The 21816-nt window shown below is 47.5% G+C and carries 19 protein-coding genes; 10 read left to right on the top strand and 9 right to left on the bottom strand.

The features are described from left to right. The first annotated feature begins 16 nt into the window (after positions 1-16). The gene (locus tag ACUJFK_RS15535; protein WP_445425402.1) at positions 17-730 is read left to right on the top strand and encodes a tRNA1(Val) (adenine(37)-N6)-methyltransferase; all 714 of its coding nucleotides are present in this window, start codon (positions 17-19) and stop codon (positions 728-730) included. An 8-nt stretch (positions 731-738) separates the two neighbouring features. On the opposite strand, the gene fldB is transcribed toward ACUJFK_RS15535, so the two are convergent. Next, positions 739-1257: a flavodoxin FldB gene (fldB, locus tag ACUJFK_RS15530; protein ID WP_226751115.1), complete on the bottom strand. Its 519-nt coding sequence runs from the start codon at positions 1255-1257 to the stop codon at positions 739-741. Between the two features lie 121 nt (positions 1258-1378). Between fldB and xerD the strand changes: the two genes are divergently transcribed. The 6 genes from xerD to yghX all read left to right on the top strand — a co-directional run bounded on the left by xerD (position 1379) and on the right by yghX (position 8793). Continuing rightward, positions 1379-2296: a site-specific tyrosine recombinase XerD gene (gene xerD / locus ACUJFK_RS15525; protein ID WP_445425401.1), complete on the top strand. Its 918-nt coding sequence runs from the start codon at positions 1379-1381 to the stop codon at positions 2294-2296. A gap of 18 nt (positions 2297-2314) precedes the next feature. Beyond that, a complete protein-coding gene (gene dsbC / locus ACUJFK_RS15520; protein ID WP_445425400.1) occupies positions 2315-3046 on the top strand; it encodes a bifunctional protein-disulfide isomerase/oxidoreductase DsbC in 732 nt (243 codons plus the stop codon). A 96-nt stretch (positions 3047-3142) separates the two neighbouring features. After that, the gene (gene recJ / locus ACUJFK_RS15515) at positions 3143-4876 is read left to right on the top strand and encodes a single-stranded-DNA-specific exonuclease RecJ (protein ID WP_445425399.1); all 1734 of its coding nucleotides are present in this window, start codon (positions 3143-3145) and stop codon (positions 4874-4876) included. Between the two features lie 114 nt (positions 4877-4990). Next, positions 4991-6089 (top strand): peptide chain release factor 2 gene (gene prfB / locus ACUJFK_RS15510; RefSeq protein ID WP_226751118.1). Its coding sequence is split into 2 segments (ribosomal slippage): positions 4991-5065 and positions 5067-6089, totalling 1098 coding nucleotides; the frame shifts between segments, so codons are not numbered across the junction. A 42-nt stretch (positions 6090-6131) separates the two neighbouring features. Continuing rightward, positions 6132-7652 carry a lysine--tRNA ligase gene (gene lysS / locus ACUJFK_RS15505; RefSeq protein WP_226751119.1) on the top strand — a complete coding sequence of 507 codons (1521 nt, stop codon included), beginning with the start codon at positions 6132-6134 and terminating at the stop codon, positions 7650-7652. Between the two features lie 250 nt (positions 7653-7902). Continuing rightward, positions 7903-8793 carry a YghX family hydrolase gene (gene yghX, locus ACUJFK_RS15500; protein WP_226751120.1) on the top strand — a complete coding sequence of 297 codons (891 nt, stop codon included), beginning with the start codon at positions 7903-7905 and terminating at the stop codon, positions 8791-8793. A gap of 77 nt (positions 8794-8870) precedes the next feature. On the opposite strand, the gene ACUJFK_RS15495 is transcribed toward yghX, so the two are convergent. Next, entirely contained in the window at positions 8871-9371 is a 501-nt protein-coding gene (locus tag ACUJFK_RS15495) for a lactoylglutathione lyase family protein (RefSeq protein ID WP_445426796.1), read from the bottom strand. A 92-nt stretch (positions 9372-9463) separates the two neighbouring features. Here ACUJFK_RS15495 and ACUJFK_RS15490 point away from each other — a divergent pair, with 92 nt between their 5' ends. Beyond that, positions 9464-10336: a LysR family transcriptional regulator gene (locus tag ACUJFK_RS15490; RefSeq protein ID WP_445425398.1), complete on the top strand. Its 873-nt coding sequence runs from the start codon at positions 9464-9466 to the stop codon at positions 10334-10336. 309 nt (positions 10337-10645) lie between these two features. Here the strand turns inward: ACUJFK_RS15490 and ACUJFK_RS15485 are convergent, their stop codons facing one another. From ACUJFK_RS15485 to ACUJFK_RS15475, 3 genes are all read right to left on the bottom strand, one after another. Further along, entirely contained in the window at positions 10646-10867 is a 222-nt protein-coding gene (locus ACUJFK_RS15485) for a hypothetical protein (protein WP_226751122.1), read from the bottom strand. A gap of 274 nt (positions 10868-11141) precedes the next feature. Continuing rightward, positions 11142-11354 (bottom strand): hypothetical protein, encoded by a 213-nt coding sequence (locus tag ACUJFK_RS15480; RefSeq protein WP_226751123.1) that lies wholly within the window; start codon positions 11352-11354, stop codon positions 11142-11144. Positions 11355-11365: 11 nt separating this feature from the next. Next, positions 11366-11590 carry a hypothetical protein gene (locus ACUJFK_RS15475; protein WP_226751124.1) on the bottom strand — a complete coding sequence of 75 codons (225 nt, stop codon included), beginning with the start codon at positions 11588-11590 and terminating at the stop codon, positions 11366-11368. A gap of 242 nt (positions 11591-11832) precedes the next feature. On the opposite strand from ACUJFK_RS15475, the gene tadA reads away from it, so the two are divergent. Further along, positions 11833-12366, top strand: a complete 534-nt coding sequence (gene tadA / locus ACUJFK_RS15470; RefSeq protein WP_445425397.1) for a tRNA adenosine(34) deaminase TadA — start codon at positions 11833-11835, stop codon at positions 12364-12366. A 172-nt stretch (positions 12367-12538) separates the two neighbouring features. On the opposite strand, the gene mltF is transcribed toward tadA, so the two are convergent. Continuing rightward, a complete protein-coding gene (mltF, locus tag ACUJFK_RS15465; RefSeq protein WP_445425396.1) occupies positions 12539-13975 on the bottom strand; it encodes a membrane-bound lytic murein transglycosylase MltF in 1437 nt (478 codons plus the stop codon). Positions 13976-14138: 163 nt separating this feature from the next. Here mltF and purL point away from each other — a divergent pair, with 163 nt between their 5' ends. After that, positions 14139-18029 carry a phosphoribosylformylglycinamidine synthase gene (gene purL, locus ACUJFK_RS15460; RefSeq protein ID WP_445425395.1) on the top strand — a complete coding sequence of 1297 codons (3891 nt, stop codon included), beginning with the start codon at positions 14139-14141 and terminating at the stop codon, positions 18027-18029. Between the two features lie 60 nt (positions 18030-18089). On the opposite strand, the gene ACUJFK_RS15455 is transcribed toward purL, so the two are convergent. The 3 genes from ACUJFK_RS15455 to ACUJFK_RS15445 all read right to left on the bottom strand — a co-directional run bounded on the left by ACUJFK_RS15455 (position 18090) and on the right by ACUJFK_RS15445 (position 21694). Beyond that, on the bottom strand, positions 18090-19007 hold the full coding sequence (locus tag ACUJFK_RS15455; RefSeq protein ID WP_226751128.1) for a histone deacetylase family protein: 918 nt from the start codon (positions 19005-19007) through the stop codon (positions 18090-18092). After that, the gene (locus tag ACUJFK_RS15450) at positions 19007-20851 is read right to left on the bottom strand and encodes a bifunctional acetyl-CoA hydrolase/transferase family protein/GNAT family N-acetyltransferase (RefSeq protein ID WP_306177666.1); all 1845 of its coding nucleotides are present in this window, start codon (positions 20849-20851) and stop codon (positions 19007-19009) included. Before ACUJFK_RS15450 ends, ACUJFK_RS15455 begins: the two co-directional genes overlap by 1 nt. A 147-nt stretch (positions 20852-20998) precedes the next feature. Next, the gene (locus tag ACUJFK_RS15445; RefSeq protein WP_445425394.1) at positions 20999-21694 is read right to left on the bottom strand and encodes an OmpW/AlkL family protein; all 696 of its coding nucleotides are present in this window, start codon (positions 21692-21694) and stop codon (positions 20999-21001) included. Positions 21695-21816: the final 122 nt, after the last annotated feature.

Raw genomic sequence — 21816 nt, 5'->3', positions numbered from 1 at the left:
GGCGCGCGGAGGACGTATGTCAGCAGGTTTTCAATGTAAACAATTTACTATTGCGCATCAGCATTGTGCGATGAAAGTCGGCACTGACGCGCTGCTATTAGGGGCCTGGGCCCGGCTGCCAGCCAAGGGTGCTATGTTAGACATTGGCGCAGGCAGCGGTATTCTTAGTTTAATGTTAGCGCAGCGCAGCAAGGGTAAACAGGCAATTACTGCCATAGAGCTGGATGCTGCCGCGGCGGCACAGGCTGCAGATAATGTGCAACACAGTCCGTGGCCATCGGCCATCACGGTAATAAAGGGCGATATTCTAACCTATCAGAGCACGCAACGTTACGCTTTAATCGTGTCTAACCCACCTTTTTTTCAAGCGGCTTTGCCCAGTATAGATCCATTACGACAACAAGCCCGGCATACCGATAGCTTGCCCTTTAGTGCCTTGTTACAACAAGCGGCAACGTTATTAAGCCCCGAAGGGGAATTTTGTTTAGTGTTACCTGCGGTAAGTCAGCCGGCTTTTGATGCAGCAGCAACCGAGGGAGGCTGGCATTGCTTGCGCCGCTGTGCCGTGCAAAGTAAAGCGAACAAGCCGGTCAGTCGTTACTTACAGAGTTGGCGCTTTGCTGGCAAGAGGCAAGCAGTTGAGCTAAGCAGCTTACTGATCCACGCTGAAAACGGCACTTATTCAGCTGAATATCGCGCCTTGCTACGGGATTTTTATTTGAAGTTTTAACCCGATGCTTAGCCGATGGTGGCGATTTCGGTTAACACCTGTTCGACCCAGCTTTGCAGCCGGGCATCAGTTAACTCATACTGATTTTCATCATCCAGTGCTAAGCCATAAAACCATTCGCCATCCGGCGTAAGCGCTTTTGAGGCGATAAATTCATAACCACTGTTTGGCCAGAAACCTACCCGGGTGATAGCCTGTGGTGCCAGCGCCTCATGTAACATGCCCAGCGCATCTTGAAACCATTCGGCATAACCAATTTGGTCGCCCATACCGTAAAGGGCGATTATTTTTCCGCTTAAATCAACTTGGCTGATCTCAGGCCAGCGTGCTTCCCAGTCTTCTTGAATTTCGCCGAAATCCCAAGTTGAGAGGCCTAAAATCAAGATGTCGTAATCTTGCATGGCGGCCAAACCGGTATCTTTTAAGTTGTGTAACGTCACCAACTCGGGGCCGAGTAGTACTTGAATTTTCTCTGCCACCATTTCGGTGTAGCAGGTGGTGGAACCATAAAAAAGACCAATGTTCATCTGATAGCACGTGTAGTGAAACATGGCGGTATATTAGCAGACTTGCCTGCGCTCGCCCATACACTATGCCTTGATGGCTAAATCCGCTACTATTGGCACACCTGAGATCGTTAAGCTTGCTATGAGCCAAACAATACATGCTGCCTTGACAGCCGATACGCAGCAGCGTATTCAACAATTTTTGGATCAGCTTTATTTAGAGCAAGATGCCAGCCCGCACACGTTAAGTGCTTACGGCTCGGATCTGCGGCATTTTGCGCTGTTTTGTCAGCAGCAAAATATCAAACTGCTCAGTGTTAGCGGTGATGATGTGAATGCGTATTTAGCCACGCGCTACGATCACGGGATCAGCCCGCGTTCTGCCTCTCGGGTGTTAAGTAGTTTACGGCGTTTTTATCGTTACTGGCAGCAATTGGCGTTGATAAGTACGAATCCGCTGGAGCATTTATTAAACCCCAAAATTGGCAGTAGCTTACCGAAAACCCTATCAGAAGCCGATGTTGATGCTTTGCTTGGCGCACCGGATTTAAGCGAGCTGATCCAATTTCGTGATAAAGCCATGTTAGAGTTATTATATGCCACCGGCTTACGCGTGACCGAGTTGGTTAGCTTAACCATGCAGCAACTGTCTGTGCAACAAGGTGTGGTGCGGGTGCTGGGTAAAGGCCGTAAGGAACGCTTGGTGCCTATGGGTGAAGAAGCACAGCATTGGCTAAGTCGTTATTTACGCGAAGCGCGGCCACAGCTGTTAGGGAGTGCGCAAGATGTGCTGTTTCCGAGTAATCGACAACAAATGATGACCCGACAGACCTTCTGGCACCGTATCAAATTTTATGCAACAGTGGCGGGCATTAAGGCAACCTTGTCACCTCATACTTTACGACATGCGTTTGCCACGCATTTACTGAACCATGGGGCCGACTTAAGGGTCGTACAGATGTTATTGGGCCACAGTGATCTGTCGACAACACAAATTTACACGCATGTTGCGCAAGTGCGCTTGCAGCAACTGCATCAACAACATCATCCGCGGGGTTAGTGCGGAACAAGGAACACTATGACATTCGGTTTAAAAACTTTAGCGGCATTATTTATCGCCAGTAGCCTACCCCTGACCGCTTTAGCAAATGAGGCTAAAATTACTGAATCGTTGGCCCAAGTTGGGCTAACGGTGCAACAAGTCAGCCCTTCGCCAATGACTGGCGTATCGCAAGTGCTGACCGATCGTGGTTTGTTCTTTATGTCAGACGATGGCCGGTTTTTGGTTGCCGGTAATGTGCTGGATATGCAAAATTGGCAGCAAGTTCGTGGTCAACAAGTGCCCACGAACCTAAAAGAACAGTTAATGGCCCCGATTATTGTTAAGAAGCTGGCCGAGCAAAAAGATAACGTTATTGAATACAAAGCCCCCAATGAAAAATATGTAGTGCATGTGTTCACCGATCCCAGTTGTGGTTATTGCCGCAAATTACACTCAGAAATCAAAGATTATTTAAAAGCCGGTATTACGGTGCGTTACTTAGCGTACCCTCGTGCCGGTGTTGCTTCAGAAATCGGTTTGCAAATGCAACATATTTGGTGTGCCAAAGATCAACGCGGCGCCATGGACAATGCCAAGGTCGATAAATCGGTGGCTAAAGCGATGTGTCAAAACCCTGTGGCCACGCATTACGAGCTGGGGCAGTTTATCGGTGTTACCGGCACTCCTGCGGTGATCCTGCCTGATGGTCAGTTGATCCCAGGTTATATGCCCGCAGAAGCCATGATTAAAGAACTTAGCGCAGGTTAGAGCAAAATTAGCCATTACTTAGCAGATATTGTGCGCTATGGGTTGCCCAACACGGCAACCCGAGTAGCAAAGGTCAACACGCTCTAGGAGTTACGCTTGCAGCAAAAACAGATCCTGCGCCGCGCCTTACCCAAGGTAGCAGCCGAATTAGATAGCAATTTGCATCCGGTGTTACGTCGGTTGTATTTAGGCCGAGGGGTACAGCATGCCGATGAATTGCAACGGCATGCCGCTGCCCTGTTGCCGTTTAATTTATTAAAGGGTATCGATACTGCTGCTGTACTGTTAATTGAAGCACTTGTCCAGCAACAACGTATTGTTATTGTCGGTGACTTTGACGCCGATGGTGCTACCAGTACGGCAGTGCTGATGAGCGGTTTAAAAGCGTTTGGCTTTAAATACCTCGAGTATATGGTGCCGAATCGCTTTGAATACGGTTATGGTTTAACGCCAGAGCTGGCTGAGATCGTGGTGGCGCAGGGCGCAGAACTGATCATTACCGTCGACAACGGTATTTCTGCAATAGAGGGCGTTGCCTTAGCTAAAAAAGCCGGTGTGAAAGTGCTGGTCACCGATCACCATTTACCCGGTGCCGAATTGCCCCAAGCCGATGCGATTGTTAATCCAAATCAACCTGGCTGTACTTTCCCGAGTAAAGCGTTGGCCGGTGTTGGCGTGGCTTTTTACTTATTGCTGGCCCTACGTGCGACCTTACGGGAGCAAGGCTATTTTCAACAGCAGGGTTTAACTGAGCCGAATGTGGCGGAACTGCTGGATTTAGTTGCCTTAGGTACGGTGGCCGATGTCGTGCCGCTAGATACCAATAATCGTATTTTGGTGCATCAGGGCTTAATGCGCATCCGTGCCGGTAAATGTCGGCCGGGTATCCAAGCGTTAATTGATGTGGCCAATCGCACGGCCGTAAAACTTACAGCAGCAGATTTTGGTTTTGCGCTAGGGCCGCGCTTAAATGCCGCCGGGCGCTTAGATGATATGGCGCTGGGTATCAGCTGTTTACTGGCGCCGTCGATTGGTTTAGCACGGCAATATGCGGCAGAGCTTGACGCGTTAAATGCTGAGCGACGCAACATCGAACAAAGCATGCAGCAAGAAGCGCAGGCATTTTTAAGTCAGCTGTCTTTTGATGGTAGCGAGTTACCAGAGTGTTTATGTTTATACCGCGCCGATTGGCATCAGGGTGTGATCGGTATTTTAGCCGGCCGCATTAAAGAGCAATTTAACCGGCCAACCATCGCTTTTGCTCAAGGTGATAACGGTGAATTAAAAGGCTCGGCGCGCTCGATACCCGGCTTACATATGCGCGATTTATTAGAAGAAATTGCCAGCCAGTACCCTGGGTTAATTAAAAAATTTGGTGGCCATGCCATGGCCGCCGGTTTAACTATTGCTGAAGAGCGTTTAGACACCTTTAAGGTGGCGCTGAGTTTTACCGCGAAAAAATATTTAACACCCGAGCAGTTAACCGCCGTGATCATGAGTGATGGCGAATTAGAACGTGATTGCTTTGAGCTCGATTTTGCGCAGTTACTGCAAAATGCCGGGCCTTGGGGCCAGGCCTTTCCTGAGCCGGTCTTTGATGGTGAATTTAAACTGCTCAGTCAAAAGATGTTAGCCGACCGCCATTTAAAAATGCTGCTGCAAGGCCCTGGCGGCAAGTTAGTGGATGCCATTTGGTTTAATGCCGATAACAAGGCGTGGCCAAATGTGAATATTCAGCAAGTCCGCTTAGCTTATCAGTTAGATATTAATGAATATCGCGAGCAACAAAACTTGCAATTAATTGTGCGACATATGGATGCTGTAAGCTAAGTTGCGGCTTGTTAAGCGCTTGCGCTAATTTTCCAGATAATAACTGCCCTAAGTGGCAGTTTTTTGTTATAATCCGCGCCAATTTTTTGGTCGAATTACAGGTTTAACCACAACATGTTTGAAGTAAATCCGGTTTATAACAGTATTAAAGATCTGACTGAACGCACTAACGTGCTTCGGGGGTATCTTTGACTACGATGGCAAAAAAGAACGCCTAGAGGAAGTCTCGCGCGAACTGGAAGACTCTGCCATTTGGAACACACCGGATAAAGCTCAAGCATTAGGTAAAGAACGCTCGGCACTAGAGCAAGTGGTGGGTACTATCGACAGACTAGACCAAGGCTTAGAAGATGTCGCGGGTTTAGTGGAATTAGCGGTAGAAGCCGAAGATCAAGCGACCTTTGATGAAGCAAAAAGCGAATTAGCCGATCTAGAAAAACAACTGGCTTTACTGGAATTTCGCCGGATGTTTTCGGGTAAAAACGATGAGAACCATTGTTACCTCGACATTCAATCAGGCTCTGGTGGTACGGAAGCGCAAGATTGGGCCAGCATGCTGATGCGGATGTATCTGCGTTGGGGTGAAGATAAAGGCTTTAAACCTGAACTTTACGAAGTCACCGATGGCGATGTGGCCGGTATTAAAGGCTGTACCATTAAATTTACCGGTGATTATGCTTATGGTTGGTTACGTACCGAAACCGGTGTGCACCGTTTAGTACGTAAAAGCCCATTCGATTCGGGCAATCGTCGCCATACGTCGTTCGCCTCGGTGTTTGTTTCACCCGAAATTGATGATGATATCGAAATCGATATCAACCCGGCCGATTTGCGTATCGATACCTATCGCGCTTCAGGCGCCGGTGGTCAGCACGTTAACCGCACCGATTCTGCTGTACGGATCACGCACTTACCGACCAATATTGTGGTGCAGTGTCAAAACGATCGCTCGCAACATAAAAACCGTGACAACGCGTATAAGCAACTACGCGCTAAACTGTACGAGTTTGAATTACAAAAACAAAATGCCGAGAAACAAGCACTCGAAGACACAAAATCGGATATCGGCTGGGGCAGCCAGATCCGCTCTTATGTGTTAGATGACTCGCGCATTAAAGATTTACGCACCGGCATTGAAACGCGTAATACGCAAGCCGTGCTAGACGGTGATCTGGATAAATTTATCGAAGCCAGCCTAAAAGCTGGTTTATAAACTATAACTGACTTATTTATAAACTCACTCAGGAATCAAAAAATGTCTGAACAGCATACTCAACATGAAGAAATTCAGGATGTTAACAAACTGATTGCTGAGCGAAAACAGAAGTTGGCTGCGATCCGCGAGCAAGGTAATGCCTTTCCTAACGATTTTCGTCGCGCCAATATTTCTGATGAAATTCATGCTAAATATGATGCGTTAAGCAAAGAAGAGTTAGAAGCGGCCAAGGTTGAAGTGAGCCTTGCCGGTCGTATTATGACGCGCCGTATTATGGGTAAAGCCAGTTTTTGTACGCTGCAAGATATGGGCGGCAAGTTTCAGGTGTATGTAGCGCGTGATAGCCTGCCAGAGGGGCTGTACAACGAGCAATTTAAAAAGTGGGATTTGGGCGATATCGTTGGCGTAAAAGGCCATTTATTTAAAACGCAAACGGGCGAGTTAACCGTTTGGTTAAGCGAAATTCGCTTGCTGACGAAAGCGTTACGTCCGCTACCAGATAAATTCCACGGTTTAACCGACAACGAAGCGCGTTATCGCCAGCGTTATTTAGATCTGATCTCGAACGATCAATCTCGTAAAACCTTTTTAGTGCGTAGCAAAACGGTGTCTTATATCCGCCGTTTCTTCAATGAAGAAGGCTTCTTAGAAGTTGAAACACCGATGCTACAGGCCATCCCCGGTGGTGCCTCGGCACGGCCATTCGAAACACACCACAATGCTTTAGATATGCAGATGTTTTTGCGTATCGCCCCAGAGTTGTATTTAAAGCGCTTAGTGGTCGGTGGTTTTGAAAAAGTATTCGAGTTAAACCGTAACTTCCGTAACGAAGGCGTTTCAACGCGGCATAACCCAGAATTCACCATGTTAGAATTTTACTGGGCCTATGCTGATTACAACGATTTAATGGATTTAACGGAGAAGTTATTCCGTGGTTTAGCATTGGATGTGCTGGGTAGCACCGAAGTGCCGTATCAAGGTGAAGTATTCGATTTTGGTAAGCCGTTTGCGCGTATGTCGGTTACCGAGTCTATTTTACATTACAATCCAGAGCTGACGCTTGAGCAGTTAACCACGCGTGAAGCGGTAGCTGAGTTAGCGAAGTCACTGAAAATTGACGTTAAACCTAACTACGGTCACGGTCGTATTTTGATGGAAGTGTTTGACGAATTAGTTGAAACCAAACTGCGTCATCCTACTTTTATCACCGAATACCCCGCAGAAATATCGCCACTGGCGCGCCGTAACGACGACAATCCAGAAATTACCGATCGATTTGAGTTCTTTATTGGTGGTCGCGAATTAGGTAACGGTTTTAGCGAGTTAAATGACGCTGAAGATCAAGCCGAACGTTTCCGTGAGCAAGTCGCACAAAAAGACGCCGGTGATGATGAAGCAATGTTCTACGACGAAGACTTTGTGACGGCGTTAGAACACGGTTTACCGCCTACAGCAGGCCAAGGCATTGGTATTGACCGCTTGGTGATGTTACTGGCCGATGCTGCGTCTATCCGTGATGTGATCCTTTTCCCACATATGCGGTTACATCACGAAAAGTAAGCGCAAGATACACAATAACGATAAGCCAGGTTAAGCCTGGCTTTTTTATGCGTTGAACAAGGACTTCCTTGCGTTAAATCCCCCCTGAGCTAAGCAAACTAACTGCTAAGCTAAAGCGTAACTTATCATTGAAAGCTTCGGCTGATGTTGCACTGTGCTCAAAGGTACATTGCAGTAAGTAGCTTGTCGCGAGCTGTTGCCCTGCGGTAACACTGCAAATAAGAATAACCTTTATCCACAGGAGAGCCTTATGCCTCGTTTAACCGCGGCCGATTTCAGCCCCGAATTGCTAGAACTGTATGATTTTTATGTGCATGGCCAATTAACCCGGCGTGATTTTCTAGAAAAAGCCACCAAATATGCCATTGGCGGTATGACAGCCTTAAGCATTTTATCGGCACTCACGCCTAATTATGCGCTAGCCGAGCAAATCTCCTTTAACGATCCAGAAATTAAAGGCAGCTACATTACTTACCCATCACCTAACGGCCACGGCTCAGTGCGCGGTTATATGGTGGTGCCTGCAAATCATAGCAAACCAGTAGGCGGCGTTTTGGTGGTGCATGAAAACCGCGGTTTAAACCCTTACATTGAGGATGTGGCAAGGCGCTTAGCCAAGGCGGGTTTTGTTGCGCTGGCGCCAGATGGTTTAAGTTCGGTGGGCGGTTATCCGGGTAACGATGAAGTGGGACGCGAGCTACAGCGCCAAGTTGATCCAGAAAAGCTGATGAATGACTTCTTTGCCGGTATTGAGTTTTTGCGTGACAGCGCACTCACCACCCAAAAAATTGGTATTACCGGCTTTTGTTACGGTGGAGGTGTCTCAAATGCCGCTGCAGTGGCATACCCGGAATTAGCGGCGGCGGTGCCATTTTATGGGCGGCAAGCGCGCCCTGAAGATGTGCCTGCTATTCAAGCGCCGTTGCAACTGCACTTTGCGGAAACCGATCCACGGATTAATGAAACCTGGCCGGCCTATGAAGCCGCATTAAAAGCCGCTGGCAAAACCTATGAAGGGCATTTTTATCCTGGCACAAACCATGGTTTTCATAACGACTCCACGCCACGTTATGACGAAGCCGCTGCTAATTTAGCGTGGCAGCGCACCATAGGCTGGTTTAACCGCTATTTAGCTGATTAGTTCGGTCAAAAATAAAAAACGCGATTGGCATCCTAGCTAATCGCGTTTTTATATTGTTTTATGTTAGCGCTGTGAGTTTAGTAAGCGCCGGCACTGTAGATTAATTCATAGCTGTGGCTATAAATTTCTAAAATATTCCCAAACGGGTCTTCCATATAGATCATGCGATACGGCTTTTCGCCCGGATAGTAATAACGTGGCTTCGGCATGCGCTTTTTACCCCCAGCTGCAACAATACGCTCTGCCAATTCTTCAACGTTTGGATCTTGCACACAAAAATGGAAAATACCGGTTTTCCAGTATTCAAAGTTGTTTTCCGGGTTTTGCTGATTGGAGAATTGAAATAACTCTACGCCAATGCGATCGCCGGTGGATAAATGGGCGATGTGAAAACTGCCCCAGCCGGCACCAAACAAGTCAGTACACATTTCACCAATGGCACTCGTGTCTTCTGTGATCTCAGTGGGCGTCATAATCAGATACCAGCCGAGTACCTCAGTGTAAAACTTTACTGCCGCTTCCAGATCAGGCACTGAAATACCGATATGTGAAAAATTTCTTGGATAAGTATTGCTCATCATTTAGCTCCTTTTTAACAGTGATCACAGTATATAAAGGCGCTATAATTATTTGAAATTATCATTTTTACTTAAAATAAGTATAAAACGTAATGATTAATCCGCAATGGTTACGCAGTTTTTGCACCTTAGTTGAAGTAGGGCACTTTACCCAAACCGCACAACGCTTGCATATGACGCAATCGGGTGTCAGCCAGCATATGCATAAATTAGAACAACAGCTTGGCGTGACGCTGTTAGATCGCCATGGTAAACAATTTACCTTAACGGATGCGGGGGAACGGCTGTACGCTGAGGCGCGTGAGCTGGTCGCGGCTTTGGCGAGTTTGCCGCAGCGCTTGGGGCATGATCCCGCTTTTCAGGGAGAAGTGAGACTGATGTCGCCGGGCAGCGTGGGCTTAAAGCTGTATCCGCATTTACTGAGCTTACAACAGCAGCATCGACAACTGATAATTGATTACCGTTTTGCACCTAATCGCAGTATTGAACAGGCCGTCGCCAATGGCGAAACCGATATCGGTATTATGAGTTGTGCTGCCACACTCAGCAACGTTAGTTATGAAACTTTAACCACGGAGCCATTATTGTTGGTCACTCCGGCAGGTTGTGATGATCTTAGCTGGTCCCATTTGCAACAACTCGGTTTTATTGATCATCCCGATGGCGCTCATCATGCGGCGCTGTTACTTTCGGCTAATTACCCAGAGTTTCAAGGCGTATCATTTATTGCAAAACACGGCTTTTCCAATCAAATCGCCCTGATTTTAGAGCCGGTCAGTCGGGGGTTCGGCTTTACAGTATTACCGGCTTATGCAGTAGAAATGTTTGCGCAGCAAAGCCTCATTCAAGTTCACCGCTTGTTGCAGCCAGTCAGTGAAACCTTATATTTAGCCACCCGAGCTCAGCAACCGTTGGCGAATAGAGTGCATACGGTAATGAAAGCGACTCAGGCAGGTTTAACCTGATGATAGCGCAATGCAAAGTCGGGATGGGAGCGCCAGCGTGTAGTATGCGCTCAGATCTTTAATTTTGCCTTTTTCGGGCACTGCAGGGGCAACTGTTACTCCTAAAACACAAACGCTGCTTAGCACTGCTGTAGTGATGGGTTCGTTAGATGGCGTCTCCGGTACGGCAAGCGTAGCGGAGACGAGAGCGTTGTAGAGGGAGAGTTGTGTATCAAGGGAGCTGGTCTTGTTTTGGCTGCTCAAAGCATTTATATCGCATACCTAACAACTAAGGATATCCCCTTAAGATTCATTGTCATCACGGGTTATTTATGAAGAATGTGGCTGGCGCTTATCACGCACTAACCACCACACCAGATAAGCTAAAATCAGCAGGGGTAATACGGTGACGGCTAAGCTAACACCAATACCGATAATGGCACCGATAACACCCATGAGAACAGCAAATACCGTGGCTAAGATGGCGAGTAATGTAGGTAAGCAGTAAATACCGATAGCAATAATTAATATGGTTGCGAGTGTTCTGTTCATAAGTCATTCCTTTTGATTAAGAGGTTTAACGCTGGATTCAGCAAGTTCCTTGTATACCAATCAAAAGCTATGCCAAAAAATAAATTAAATTTTTTCAATATCTTATGATTTTAGGTTGGCGGTTGTGACAGATTGATCACACAAACGTAGTGATTTTGACTAAGAATTAGTCAAAAATTTAAACGCTAAAATATTAGCTCAAACAAAAACGCCGATAATCATATCGGCGATGAACTTGTGCTGGCAACATACACTTTTAGTTTTGAGGGCGGTGCTAGAGTTTATTGATTTTTTCTTTTAACTGATAGCTAGGCTCGGTGACAATACTTTCGAGGGTGGCCACGCGATTTTTTAGTTTAGCAATCTCATTTTGTAACGCGCTAACATCTTCGTTGTTATGTTTTGCTTTGCCTTCCATATAGGTTTTATAGCCGGAAACGGCACAGCCACATACGATAGCGATGGCGGCAATTTCAAAAGGTCCCATTAGTCACTCCTTTAACGATTTAAACGATTAATTTCTTCATTTAACTGATATTTCTTATCAGTGACGATACTTTCTAAAGCGGCAAGCCTCGTTTTGACTTTTTGTAATTCTTCTTGAATTTCTTTATCACCTTTGCCTGATGCTAAATGTTGATACTTGTAGCGCATTTTCATTGCATCATAAAAGCAGCCACCGACAATCGCGACGACGACAATAACCACCACTCCGATATCCACTTTTTTGTTCTCCTTTGCGTTTGTCCAAGCTTTATGTCAATGAGGCTGATCTGTTGACTGATTTATTGGCTGTGTAAAAACCAAAAAACACTGCAAACAAAATGCCAAAGTTTAAACTGTTTAATATCAATGTGTTATGTTTTGTTGTTTTGCAAGGGTGGTGTATTACCCAAAATAATCGTCAGCCTGACTTCAGTCTAGTGGTAAAATTCGCCAACGATAGCAAAACTTTGTAAAACTTTATGACTGATGAAGATTGGATGCGCCACGCTTTAATGTTAGCCGCTCGAGCAGAAGCCGCAGGCGAAGTGCCAGTGGGGGCGGTGTTGGTTAAGGATCAGCAAGTGGTTGCTGAAGGCTGGAATCAGATGATCAGTTCGCACGATCCATCGGCACATGCTGAAATGTTAGCCGTGCGCCAAGCGGGCCAATTACTGCAAAACTATCGGCTACCAGAGTGTACTTTGTATGTCACGCTAGAGCCGTGCAGCATGTGCGCCGGTATGTTGGTGCATAGTCGAATTAAACGGCTGGTGTTTGGGGCCAGCGATTATAAGACGGGAGCGGCCGGCTCGATCATGGATTTGGTGTGTCATCCCAAGTTAAACCATCAATTAGAGGTGACCGCAGGGGTGTTGGCTGAAGAGTGTTCGATGATGTTATCGACGTTTTTCCAGCGGCGTCGCGCTGAGCAAAAGAGGCTTAAACAGCACAAGGGGCCGTTGGAAATTGTTGAAAAGACGTTTGGTAATGACGGCGACGTCGATTTAACTTAACGGTCTTCACACTGCGTTTTAGGCGTCGCCGACTTGACGAGACGGTCAGTAAACGCCGCCGCCGTTTTAGCGACGGTCTTTTTTTATTTAGCATAGGGTTACCTAAAGTGTTTACGATTTTGTTAATAGTATGACTGCGTAAGCTCAGTTACAAGCAGCCGGTATGAATTTATTATGAAGAGGGTGGTGCTAAGGCAGACGACTCTTCAGATTGATTTGTTTCTTCGACCAGTTTTTGACGTTGTTGTTCCATTCTATCTTCCAGTTGCTGCCGTTCGTCCACGCCCACAAGGGTGTCGTAATAGCGACGAATATTTTCGACATACATTACCGCTTCATCACCGCGGGCAAAGCCAAAACGCGTATGTTGATACACCGACTTTTTGCGTAATAAAGGTAAGCGTTGTTTCACTTCAAGCCATTTATCGGGATCGGCGCCATCTCTCTGGGTTAAACGTCGCGCATCTTCAACATGACCCCAGCCAATGTTATATGAGGCTAAGGCGAACCATAATCGGTCTGGCATCGGGATCCGCTCTGGGATACGCGTTAATAACAGTTGCAGATAACGACTGCCCCCATCAATGCTATCTTGTGGGTCGAGCCGACTGTCTACGCCCATTTGCCGAGCCGTGGGCATGGTTAGCATCATTAAACCGCGTACACCCGTGGGGCTGCGGGCTTTCGGGTTCCAGTGCGATTCTTGATAGCTTAACGCTGCCAATAAACGCCAATCCAATTCACCGGCATGCTCCAGAAACCATGGCTTGAACTTTGGCAAGGTGTGGTCGATAGCTTGAATAAATTTAATGGTATCAACGTAATCAAACAGCTCAACATGGCCAAAATAACGATCTTCTAATGTCACTAAGTCGCCATTTTGATAAACATGACCAAAATATTCGATCAAGACACTGTATAAGCTGTCATCTTGGCTTTTTTGAAGTAGCCAACCCACCGGCAAATTTTCATTGAGAGTAAAGGCAATACTGAGTTGCGGAAACAAACGGCGGTTTACCGCCAGTTGGTTTGAATCGGTCAGGGTATAGTTGATACTGCCGTCGATGACTTTTTGCAGTAATTCATCGGCATCTAATTCGGGATCTTCTACATACTGAAAGTCAGCGTTTTCTTGTTGTAAAATGGCCAGGCTTTCGGCATGACTGCTGGCTTTCATCACCACAACCGGCCCGGCTAGATCGGCAAATTCACGCGGCCAAGTTGCTCCTTGTCGGTACACCACGACTTCATTGATCCAGCGATAAGGCGGTGCGGCACGAAAGCGTTCAGTACGTGAGGGCGTTAAGGTTAGTCCTCCGGCGATAAAGTCAACTTGGCCGGTTTCCAGTTTATCGAGTAACTCATCAAGGTGAAAACTGGGGGCTAAACTCAGCTCGACACCGAGGCGGTCGGCCAGTGCTTTGGCCAGTTCGTATTCAAACCCAGTAGGGCCATCTACCCCAATATAATAACTTGTCGGGCCATGTAAAATACCCACTCGCAAGCTGTTGCGCTGATAAATGTCGGCCAATTGCCCGCTTGTCTCGACCGCCGGTGGCGTGCAAGCAAACAGTAAGCAACAGCAGAGTAATAACAGCGTTTTTTGCATAATGGCGGTCCAACCTCTTTGATGAATGGCTGTTATAGCAAACTTCTTGCCGTCAGTCAGGTTTTTCGCATATCCCTCGCCGTGAATTTTCTTTATAATATGCCGCCTTTTAGGGTGTAAACGCCCTAGGTTCCACTGTCGTTCAACCAACGGAAATAAGCCTATGTTGATCCTGCGTGGTGCGCCTGCACTGTCCGAATTCAGAATTCAAAAGTTACTCGATCTTTGTGCCCAGCAAAATTTACCGGTAAGCGGAATTTATGCTGAATATATGCATTTTGCTGATCTTGCTGCACCGTTAAGTGCAGAGCAACAGGACACATTAGATAAATTATTGAGTTACGGCCCCACGGTCACCAGTCATCAACCGACCGGTCTGTTGTTACTCGTGACGCCGCGGCCGGGTACCATTTCGCCATGGTCATCAAAAGCGACTGATATTGCCCATAACTGTAACTTACCGCAGGTTAAACGCCTTGAGCGCGGCGTGGCGTATTATCTCCTAGCTGAGGACTTAACTGCAACGCAGTTAACGCAGGTGCAAGCCTTATTGCATGATCGGATGATGGAGACGGTGTTTACTGAGCTGCAGCAGGCAGAAGCATTGTTTGCTAAAGCTGCGCCAGCAGAGCTGAGTTCAGTTGATATTTTAGCCGGTGGTCGCGAAGCATTAGTGCTAGCCAATCAGCAAATGGGTTTAGCGCTGGCGGAAGATGAAATTGACTATCTGGTCACTAACTTTCAGCAATTAGGCCGAAATCCGAACGACATTGAGCTTTATATGTTTGCTCAGGCTAACTCAGAGCATTGCCGGCACAAAATTTTTAACGCTGATTGGACTATCGACGGCGTAGCACAGCCTAAATCGCTGTTTAAAATGATTAAGAACACTTTCGAGCATTCGCCAGATTTCGTGTTATCGGCTTACAAAGATAACGCGGCAGTGATGGTCGGTTCTGAAGCGGGGCGCTTCTTCCCGCAAGCGGGTAGTAATGAATACCAGTATCACCATGAACCGATCCATATTTTGATGAAGGTTGAAACGCATAACCACCCAACGGCAATCTCTCCTTACCCAGGCGCGGCAACGGGTTCGGGTGGCGAAATTCGTGATGAAGGTGCTACCGGTGTCGGCTCAAAACCCAAAGCGGGTTTAGTGGGTTTCTCGGTATCTAACTTGCGTATCCCTGGCTTTGAACAGCCTTGGGAAACCGATTTTGGTAAGCCAAACCGTATTGTTAGTGCACTTGACATCATGCTGGAAGGGCCACTGGGTGGCGCAGCCTTTAATAACGAATTTGGTCGCCCAGCGATCAACGGTTATTTCCGTACTTATGAAGAGCAAGTACACAGCCATAACGGTTTAGAAGTGCGTGGTTATCACAAGCCAATAATGATTGCCGGTGGTTTAGGTAATATCCGCGAAGACCATGTACAAAAAGGCGATTTAGCACCAGGTTCTAAACTGGTAGTGCTAGGTGGCCCGGCTATGAACATTGGTTTAGGCGGCAGTGCGGCTTCATCAATGGCCTCAGGGCAATCGAACGAAGATTTAGATTTTGCTTCCGTACAGCGCGAAAACCCAGAAATTGAACGTCGTTGCCAAGAGGTGATCGACCGCTGCTGGCAGTTGGGCGCCGATAACCCTATTTGCTTTATCCACGATGTGGGTGCAGGTGGTTTATCTAATGCTTTCCCTGAATTAGTGAGCGATGGTGGTGTGGGCGGTAAGTTTGAACTGCGTAACGTACCGAACGACGAACTGAGTATGTCGCCATTACAAATTTGGTGTAATGAGTCGCAAGAGCGCTACGTGATGGCCATTCCGGCTGACAAACTCGCGGTGTTTGAAGAGATTTGTAAGCGCGAGCGCGCACCTTATGCAGTCGTCGGTGAAGCCACTGCAGATAAACATTTAACCTTAAGCGATCAGTATTTTGGTAATACGCCAATCGACTTGCCGCTAAATGTGTTACTGGGTAAAGCACCGAAAATGCACCGTGAAGTGCAAAGCTTACAAGCCGTTGGCAAACCGCTCGATCGCAGTGCCATTACCATTGCCGATGCCGCCGAGCGTTTACTGCGTTTACCTACCATTGCCGAGAAAACCTTCTTAGTGACCATTGGCGATCGCACGGTAACCGGCTTGGTGGCTCGTGATCAGATGGTTGGCCCATGGCAAGTGCCGGTGGCTAACTGTGCAGTTACCGCAGCAAGCTATGATACTTATCACGGTGAAGCGATGGCAATGGGTGAGCGTACGCCAGTGGCATTGCTTGATTTTGCTGCCTCTGCCCGTTTAGCGGTAGCAGAAGCCATTACCAATATCGCAGCCACTGATATTGGCGATTTAAACCGGATTAAATTATCGGCAAACTGGATGGCCGCGGCCGGTCACCCAGGTGAAGATGCCGGATTATACGCCGCGGTTAAAGCGGTGGGCGAAGAGTTATGCCCAGCATTAAACGTGACTATCCCGGTCGGTAAAGACTCGATGTCGATGAAAACGCGCTGGCAGCAAGACGGTGAAGAAAAAGCCGTCACTGCACCATTGTCGTTGGTGATTACCGCTTTTGCTCGTGTTGAAGATATTCGTAAAACCGTCACGCCACAGCTTCGCACTGACTTGGGTGACAGTAGCTTGTTGTTAGTCGATTTGGGCCAAGGAGCCAACCGTTTAGGTGGTTCTTGTTTAGCGCAAGTGTATAAGCAATTAGGCGATAAAGCGGCGGATTTAGATAGTCCAGAGTTATTGCTGAATTTCTTCCATGCGATGCAGCAATTAACCCGTGAGCAAAAATTGCTGGCCTATCATGACCGTTCAGACGGTGGTTTATTGGTTACGCTGGCCGAGATGGCCTTTGCCGGTAAAGCCGGTCTGCAAGCGGATATTAGTGAATTAGGCGCTGATGCGCTTGCTGCGCTATACAGCGAAGAGCTCGGTGCGGTGATTCAGGTGAAAACCGCGGATTTAGCTTATGTTCAGCAAGTGTTAGCCAAGCATAACTTAGCGCCGTTAAGCCACTTATTGGGTGCGGTCAGTGCCAGCGATGAGTTTGTGATCACGCAGCAAGGTAAAACCGTCTTTAGCGATAGCCGCAGCCGCTTACGCCGCATTTGGGCGGAAACCACCTATCAGATGCAAGCGTTGCGCGATAACCCAGCTGGCGCTGAGCAAGAAATGGCGGCGAAAGCCGATCAGCAGGATCCGGGCTTAAATGTAAAATTAAGCTTTGATGCTAACGTTGATGTTGCCGCGCCTTTTATTTTAAAAGGTGCTGCACCGAAGATCGCTATTTTGCGTGAGCAGGGCGTGAACTCGCAACAAGAAATGGCCGCGGCGTTTAACCGTGCCGGCTTTAATGCGGTTGACGTGCACATGAGTGATATTTTAGCTGGTCGCGTTAAGTTGGCCGACTTTAACGGTTTAGCTGCCTGTGGCGGTTTCTCGTACGGTGACGTATTAGGCGCCGGTGAAGGTTGGGCCAAGTCGATTCTGTTTAACGCGCAAGCACGGGAACAGTTCCAAGCCTTCTTCGAACGGCAATCAACGTTTGCTTTGGGTGTCTGTAATGGTTGTCAGATGATGTCGAATCTGAAGAGCCTGATCCCCGGTGCTGAGCACTGGCCGCACTTTGTCCGTAATAAGTCTGAGCGGTTTGAAGCACGTTTTAGCTTAGTGGAAGTGCAGCAAAGCCCGTCATTGTTCTTTAGCGGTATGGCCGGTTCTCGTATGCCAATCGCGGTATCGCACGGTGAAGGCCATGCGGAATTTGCCAGCGCTGCGGCCTTTGCTGCGGCCAATCAAAGTGGCAATGTGGCGATGCGTTTTGTCGATAACTACGGTCAGGTAACAGAGCAATATCCGGCGAACCCGAACGGTTCACCAGCCGGTATTACCGCCCTGACCACCACTGATGGCCGCGTGAGTATTATGATGCCGCACCCAGAGCGGGTATTCCGCACCGTGGCGAACTCGTGGCACCCGGATGATTGGCAAGAAGATAGCCCATGGATGCGCATGTTCCGTAATGCGCGAGTGTGGTTAGGTTAACCTTTCGCTAAATGGAAAAACGCCAGCAAAACGTGCTGGCGTTTTTGTTTCTGCTGCTCGTTACATCATCCCTTTTAAAAAAGCCACCACACTGCGGCCGAGTGCGCTAAGTGCATAGCCGCCTTCTAGCATGGCGACAATGCGGCCTTCGCAATGCTTATCCGCCAGTTGTTTTAACTCGTTGCCAATCCACTGGTAATCGTCTTCGCGCAACATAAAGTGCGCCATTTCATCTTCGGCATGACCATCGAAACCCGCAGACACTAAAATGAGCTGTGGCGCGAACGCATCAATAGCCGGTATCCAATGTTCAGAGACTTGATCGCGCCATTGCTGGCTGCGACAGCCACCGGCAAAAGGTAAATTGATGATGTGATCATTCTCGGTATCCGCACCGGTATATGGATAAAGCGGATGTTCAAAAGAGGAGCAAAACAATACCCGAGGTTCGTGCTGGAAAATATCTTCGGTGCCATTACCGTGGTGTACATCAAAATCGACAATAGCTATGCGGGATAAACCATAGTGATTGAGTGCATGTTCAGCGGCAACCGCAATATTGTTAATTAAACAAAAGCCCATGGCTTGCTCACGGGTGGCATGATGACCGGGTGGGCGTACGGCACAAAATGCTTGTTCATTGTTGCCCGCCATAACACGGTCGACCGCATTGATACCACTTCCTGCGGCATGCATGGCGGCTTCAAGGCTTTTCGGGCTCATCACGGTGTCAGGATCTAACCAAATATGCCCCTCGGTCGGCGCTTTGGCAAAAAGCTCATCCACATAATGTTTACCATGGGCTAAATACAAACTTTCACGACTGGCTGGGGTGGCATCGAACTGCATAACCACATATTCCATTCCCGAGCGGATGATTTGATCATTAATGGCCGACAGCCGTTCACCGCACTCGGGGTGTTCGACGCCGTTGTCATGGTAATAACAGCTGGGATGACTAAAAATGGTAATAGCCATCAGTTTTCTCCTTTACCTGGGATGGTTAATTTTAAATAGACTTCTGTGGGGTCGTCACTTTTTAAACGCACAAAACCGGCATTTTCAAACACTTTTAGCATGGGTTTATTTTCAGAACGAACAAAAGCCTGCATGGAATTAAGGCCTCGGCTGGTTGCAATATTGATCATCTCGGCCAATAAGCGTTTAGCCATACCACGGCCTTGTAATACTTCGCGAGTCACGAAGGCCACTTCGCAGCTATCTTCATTTGGGATCAGGTAATAACGTCCCACCGCTTGGATCTCCACCACCGAGCCTTTTTGTTTCACAATACACAAAGCCAAGTCTTTTGATTGATCAACGCTCACTAAGGTACAGGATTTTTCTCTGCTCATTTGTGTTGGCACAGAGTTGTAGCGCATTTGCAGCGTTTCTTTGGTGTGCGAATAAAAGAATTCTTGCAGGCGACGCTCATCAGACGGGTTTAGTGGCCGAATATCAAATTTTTCGCCATTAAAGGTTAACTCTTTAAAGCCTACTGGGCCAAGCTCAGGGACATCGACCGGTGTTTGTAATTGATAATGCGGTACCCAATAATTTTTGCGAACTTCGGCTAATAACTGATTCCGAAACTTTGGGTGTGCCACTCGAATTAACTCAAGCGCGCGCTCACGAATACTTTTACCGCGCAGTGAAGCAACGCCAAACTCGGTGACCACATAATGCACATGCGCACGGGTGGTGACTACGCCGGCGCCTTCTTTGATATGTGGCACTATGCGCGAAATGGTGCCGTTTTTCGCGGTAGAGGGCAGGGCGATAATCGGTTTACCGCCTTGGCTCATGGAAGCACCGCGGCTAAAATCGACCTGCCCCCCGACGCCACTGTAAAACATATGGCCAATCGAATCAGAAACAATCTGACCGGTCAGATCCACTTCAATAGCGCTGTTAATCGACACCATGCGATCGTTGCGGGCAATATTAATCGGTGAGTTAACATATTCGCTGGGATAAAAACCGATATGAGGGTTTTTATCGACAAAGTCGTATAGCTTTTTTGTGCCCATACAAAAGCTGGTGACGCTTTTGCCCGGGTGAAAGGTTTTACGCCGATTATTAATCACGCCTTTTTTAATCAAATCTAAAGCGCCATCGGTTAATAACTCGGTATGTAAGCCTAAATCTTTGTGATTGCTTAAATAACGTGTGACCGCCGCGCAAATTTTGCCGACACCAATTTGGATGGTGGCGCCATCTTCGACCAGTAGTGATACATATTGGCCGATCCGCTCGGTGCGCGCATCTAATTCGGGTGGTTCGATTTCCGGTAAGGCTTGTTCGGCATAGAAGAACGCATCAATGTCATCTTTATGTATAAAGGATTGGCCATAGGTTGTTGGCATCGCTGGGTTAACTTGCGCGATAACTATTTTGGCGGCTTTCGCTGCAGCCGAAATGACATCGACTGCAACCCCTAACGAGTGATAACCGTGCTCATCAGCAGGGCTGACCATAATTAATGCCGCATCTAAAGGTAAAATACCGTCCGTGAACAACGCCGGGATGTCGGTCATAAAGCAGGGGGTATAATCGGCACGCCCTTCTGCGACCGCTTGGCGAATAGTATGACCGCCGATAAATAGGGTATTTACTTTGAACAGATGCTGAAATTCGGGAGAGGCCCAACGGTTGTCAGAGAAGGTCACCAATTGCACAATTTCAATATCGTGCAGACTTTTGGCATTAGCAATTAAGTCGTCAATTAATAACGTGGGGACCGCAGCATGCGAGCCAATAAAAATACGGCTACCGGATTTTAATAACTGTTGCCAATTCAATGAAATGGTTTTTTGCGCCATGTGAACTCCGCAGCGAAAATGCTAGACCTTACTGTAGTCTAGATTGTGCAGCGGGAACAGACCCAACTTTGGTCGGATGCAGCTGGCTGCAGCCTTTGGTGAACCTGCTGGCAATAGCCAGCAGGAGAGGTTTATCGTTTGAAGATATTATAAGGTCCAGCGTAAGCCAATCATCGCAACAAGCGGATCAATATTGACATCCACTTGTTGAATGGTATTACCTTGTACTCGAACTTGCGCATCGGTATCGATGTCCATTTTACTGATCATCAGATGCAGCCCTAAGTTTTCGGAGAACTTCACATTAACGCCGGCTTGAGCCGCTAAACCCCAAGAGTTTTTCAGTTTGATGGTTACCGCATCACCATTGTTCGCCGCACCTAAAGCCACCAAGGTTGTCACTAATTGTTGATCGGCTTCGGTATTAAAAAAGTTAGTGTAATTCAACCCAAAACCAACAAAGGGTTGAATGTTATCGCTGCCAATATCAAAGTGATATTGTGCTAATAGCGTCGGGGGTAAATGTTTGGTTTTACCAATCTTTAAACCGTCTAAGGCGCCATCACCGCTCATTTTATGCGTAAATGGGGTGGCCGCAATCAGTTGTACTGCCCAATTGTTTTCAAATTTATAATCGAACGTTAAGCCAAGTTGGGTATTGTTGTTAACTTTAACGCCGGTAGAGCCTGCAGGTAAACCGGCAACGCTTTCCACAACATCAAGATGGCTACTGCTATCGTTTGGCTGCACACTAATTGCACCCACATTGACAGAAAAATCAGCTAAGGCGGTGCCACTGAATAGGGTTAAACTTAAGGCTGCTGCGGTAAAGATGGCTTTCATGGTGTTCTCCAGATAATTAACTGGCGCTATTGTGCGCTGTTCGTCTGCAGATACTTTGGGCTGGATCAAAAAAGCCTGTCGGTAGACAGGCTTTTTGCTGTGCAGTTTGTTTTAAATCAATA

The organism is Alishewanella sp. HL-SH06, assembly GCF_052656265.1.
This window is presented reverse-complemented; position numbering and strand designations above follow the sequence as displayed.

Bases quoted from the DNA above. Each gene is read 5' to 3' on its own strand.
- ACUJFK_RS15535 (WP_445425402.1), top strand. From the start codon at position 17: ATGTCAGCAGGTTTTCAATGTAAACAATTTACTATTGCGCATCAGCAT.
- fldB (WP_226751115.1), bottom strand. From the start codon at position 1,257: ATGAACATTGGTCTTTTTTATGGTTCCACCACCTGCTACACCGAAATG.
- xerD (WP_445425401.1), top strand. From the start codon at position 1,379: ATGAGCCAAACAATACATGCTGCCTTGACAGCCGATACGCAGCAGCGT.
- dsbC (WP_445425400.1), top strand. From the start codon at position 2,315: ATGACATTCGGTTTAAAAACTTTAGCGGCATTATTTATCGCCAGTAGC.
- lysS (WP_226751119.1), top strand. From the start codon at position 6,132: ATGTCTGAACAGCATACTCAACATGAAGAAATTCAGGATGTTAACAAA.
- yghX (WP_226751120.1), top strand. From the start codon at position 7,903: ATGCCTCGTTTAACCGCGGCCGATTTCAGCCCCGAATTGCTAGAACTG.
- ACUJFK_RS15495 (WP_445426796.1), bottom strand. From the start codon at position 9,371: ATGAGCAATACTTATCCAAGAAATTTTTCACATATCGGTATTTCAGTG.
- ACUJFK_RS15490 (WP_445425398.1), top strand. From the start codon at position 9,464: ATGATTAATCCGCAATGGTTACGCAGTTTTTGCACCTTAGTTGAAGTA.
- ACUJFK_RS15485 (WP_226751122.1), bottom strand. From the start codon at position 10,867: ATGAACAGAACACTCGCAACCATATTAATTATTGCTATCGGTATTTAC.
- ACUJFK_RS15480 (WP_226751123.1), bottom strand. From the start codon at position 11,354: ATGGGACCTTTTGAAATTGCCGCCATCGCTATCGTATGTGGCTGTGCC.
- tadA (WP_445425397.1), top strand. From the start codon at position 11,833: ATGACTGATGAAGATTGGATGCGCCACGCTTTAATGTTAGCCGCTCGA.
- mltF (WP_445425396.1), bottom strand. From the start codon at position 13,975: ATGCAAAAAACGCTGTTATTACTCTGCTGTTGCTTACTGTTTGCTTGC.
- purL (WP_445425395.1), top strand. From the start codon at position 14,139: ATGTTGATCCTGCGTGGTGCGCCTGCACTGTCCGAATTCAGAATTCAA.
- ACUJFK_RS15455 (WP_226751128.1), bottom strand. From the start codon at position 19,007: ATGGCTATTACCATTTTTAGTCATCCCAGCTGTTATTACCATGACAAC.
- ACUJFK_RS15450 (WP_306177666.1), bottom strand. From the start codon at position 20,851: ATGGCGCAAAAAACCATTTCATTGAATTGGCAACAGTTATTAAAATCC.
- ACUJFK_RS15445 (WP_445425394.1), bottom strand. From the start codon at position 21,694: ATGAAAGCCATCTTTACCGCAGCAGCCTTAAGTTTAACCCTATTCAGT.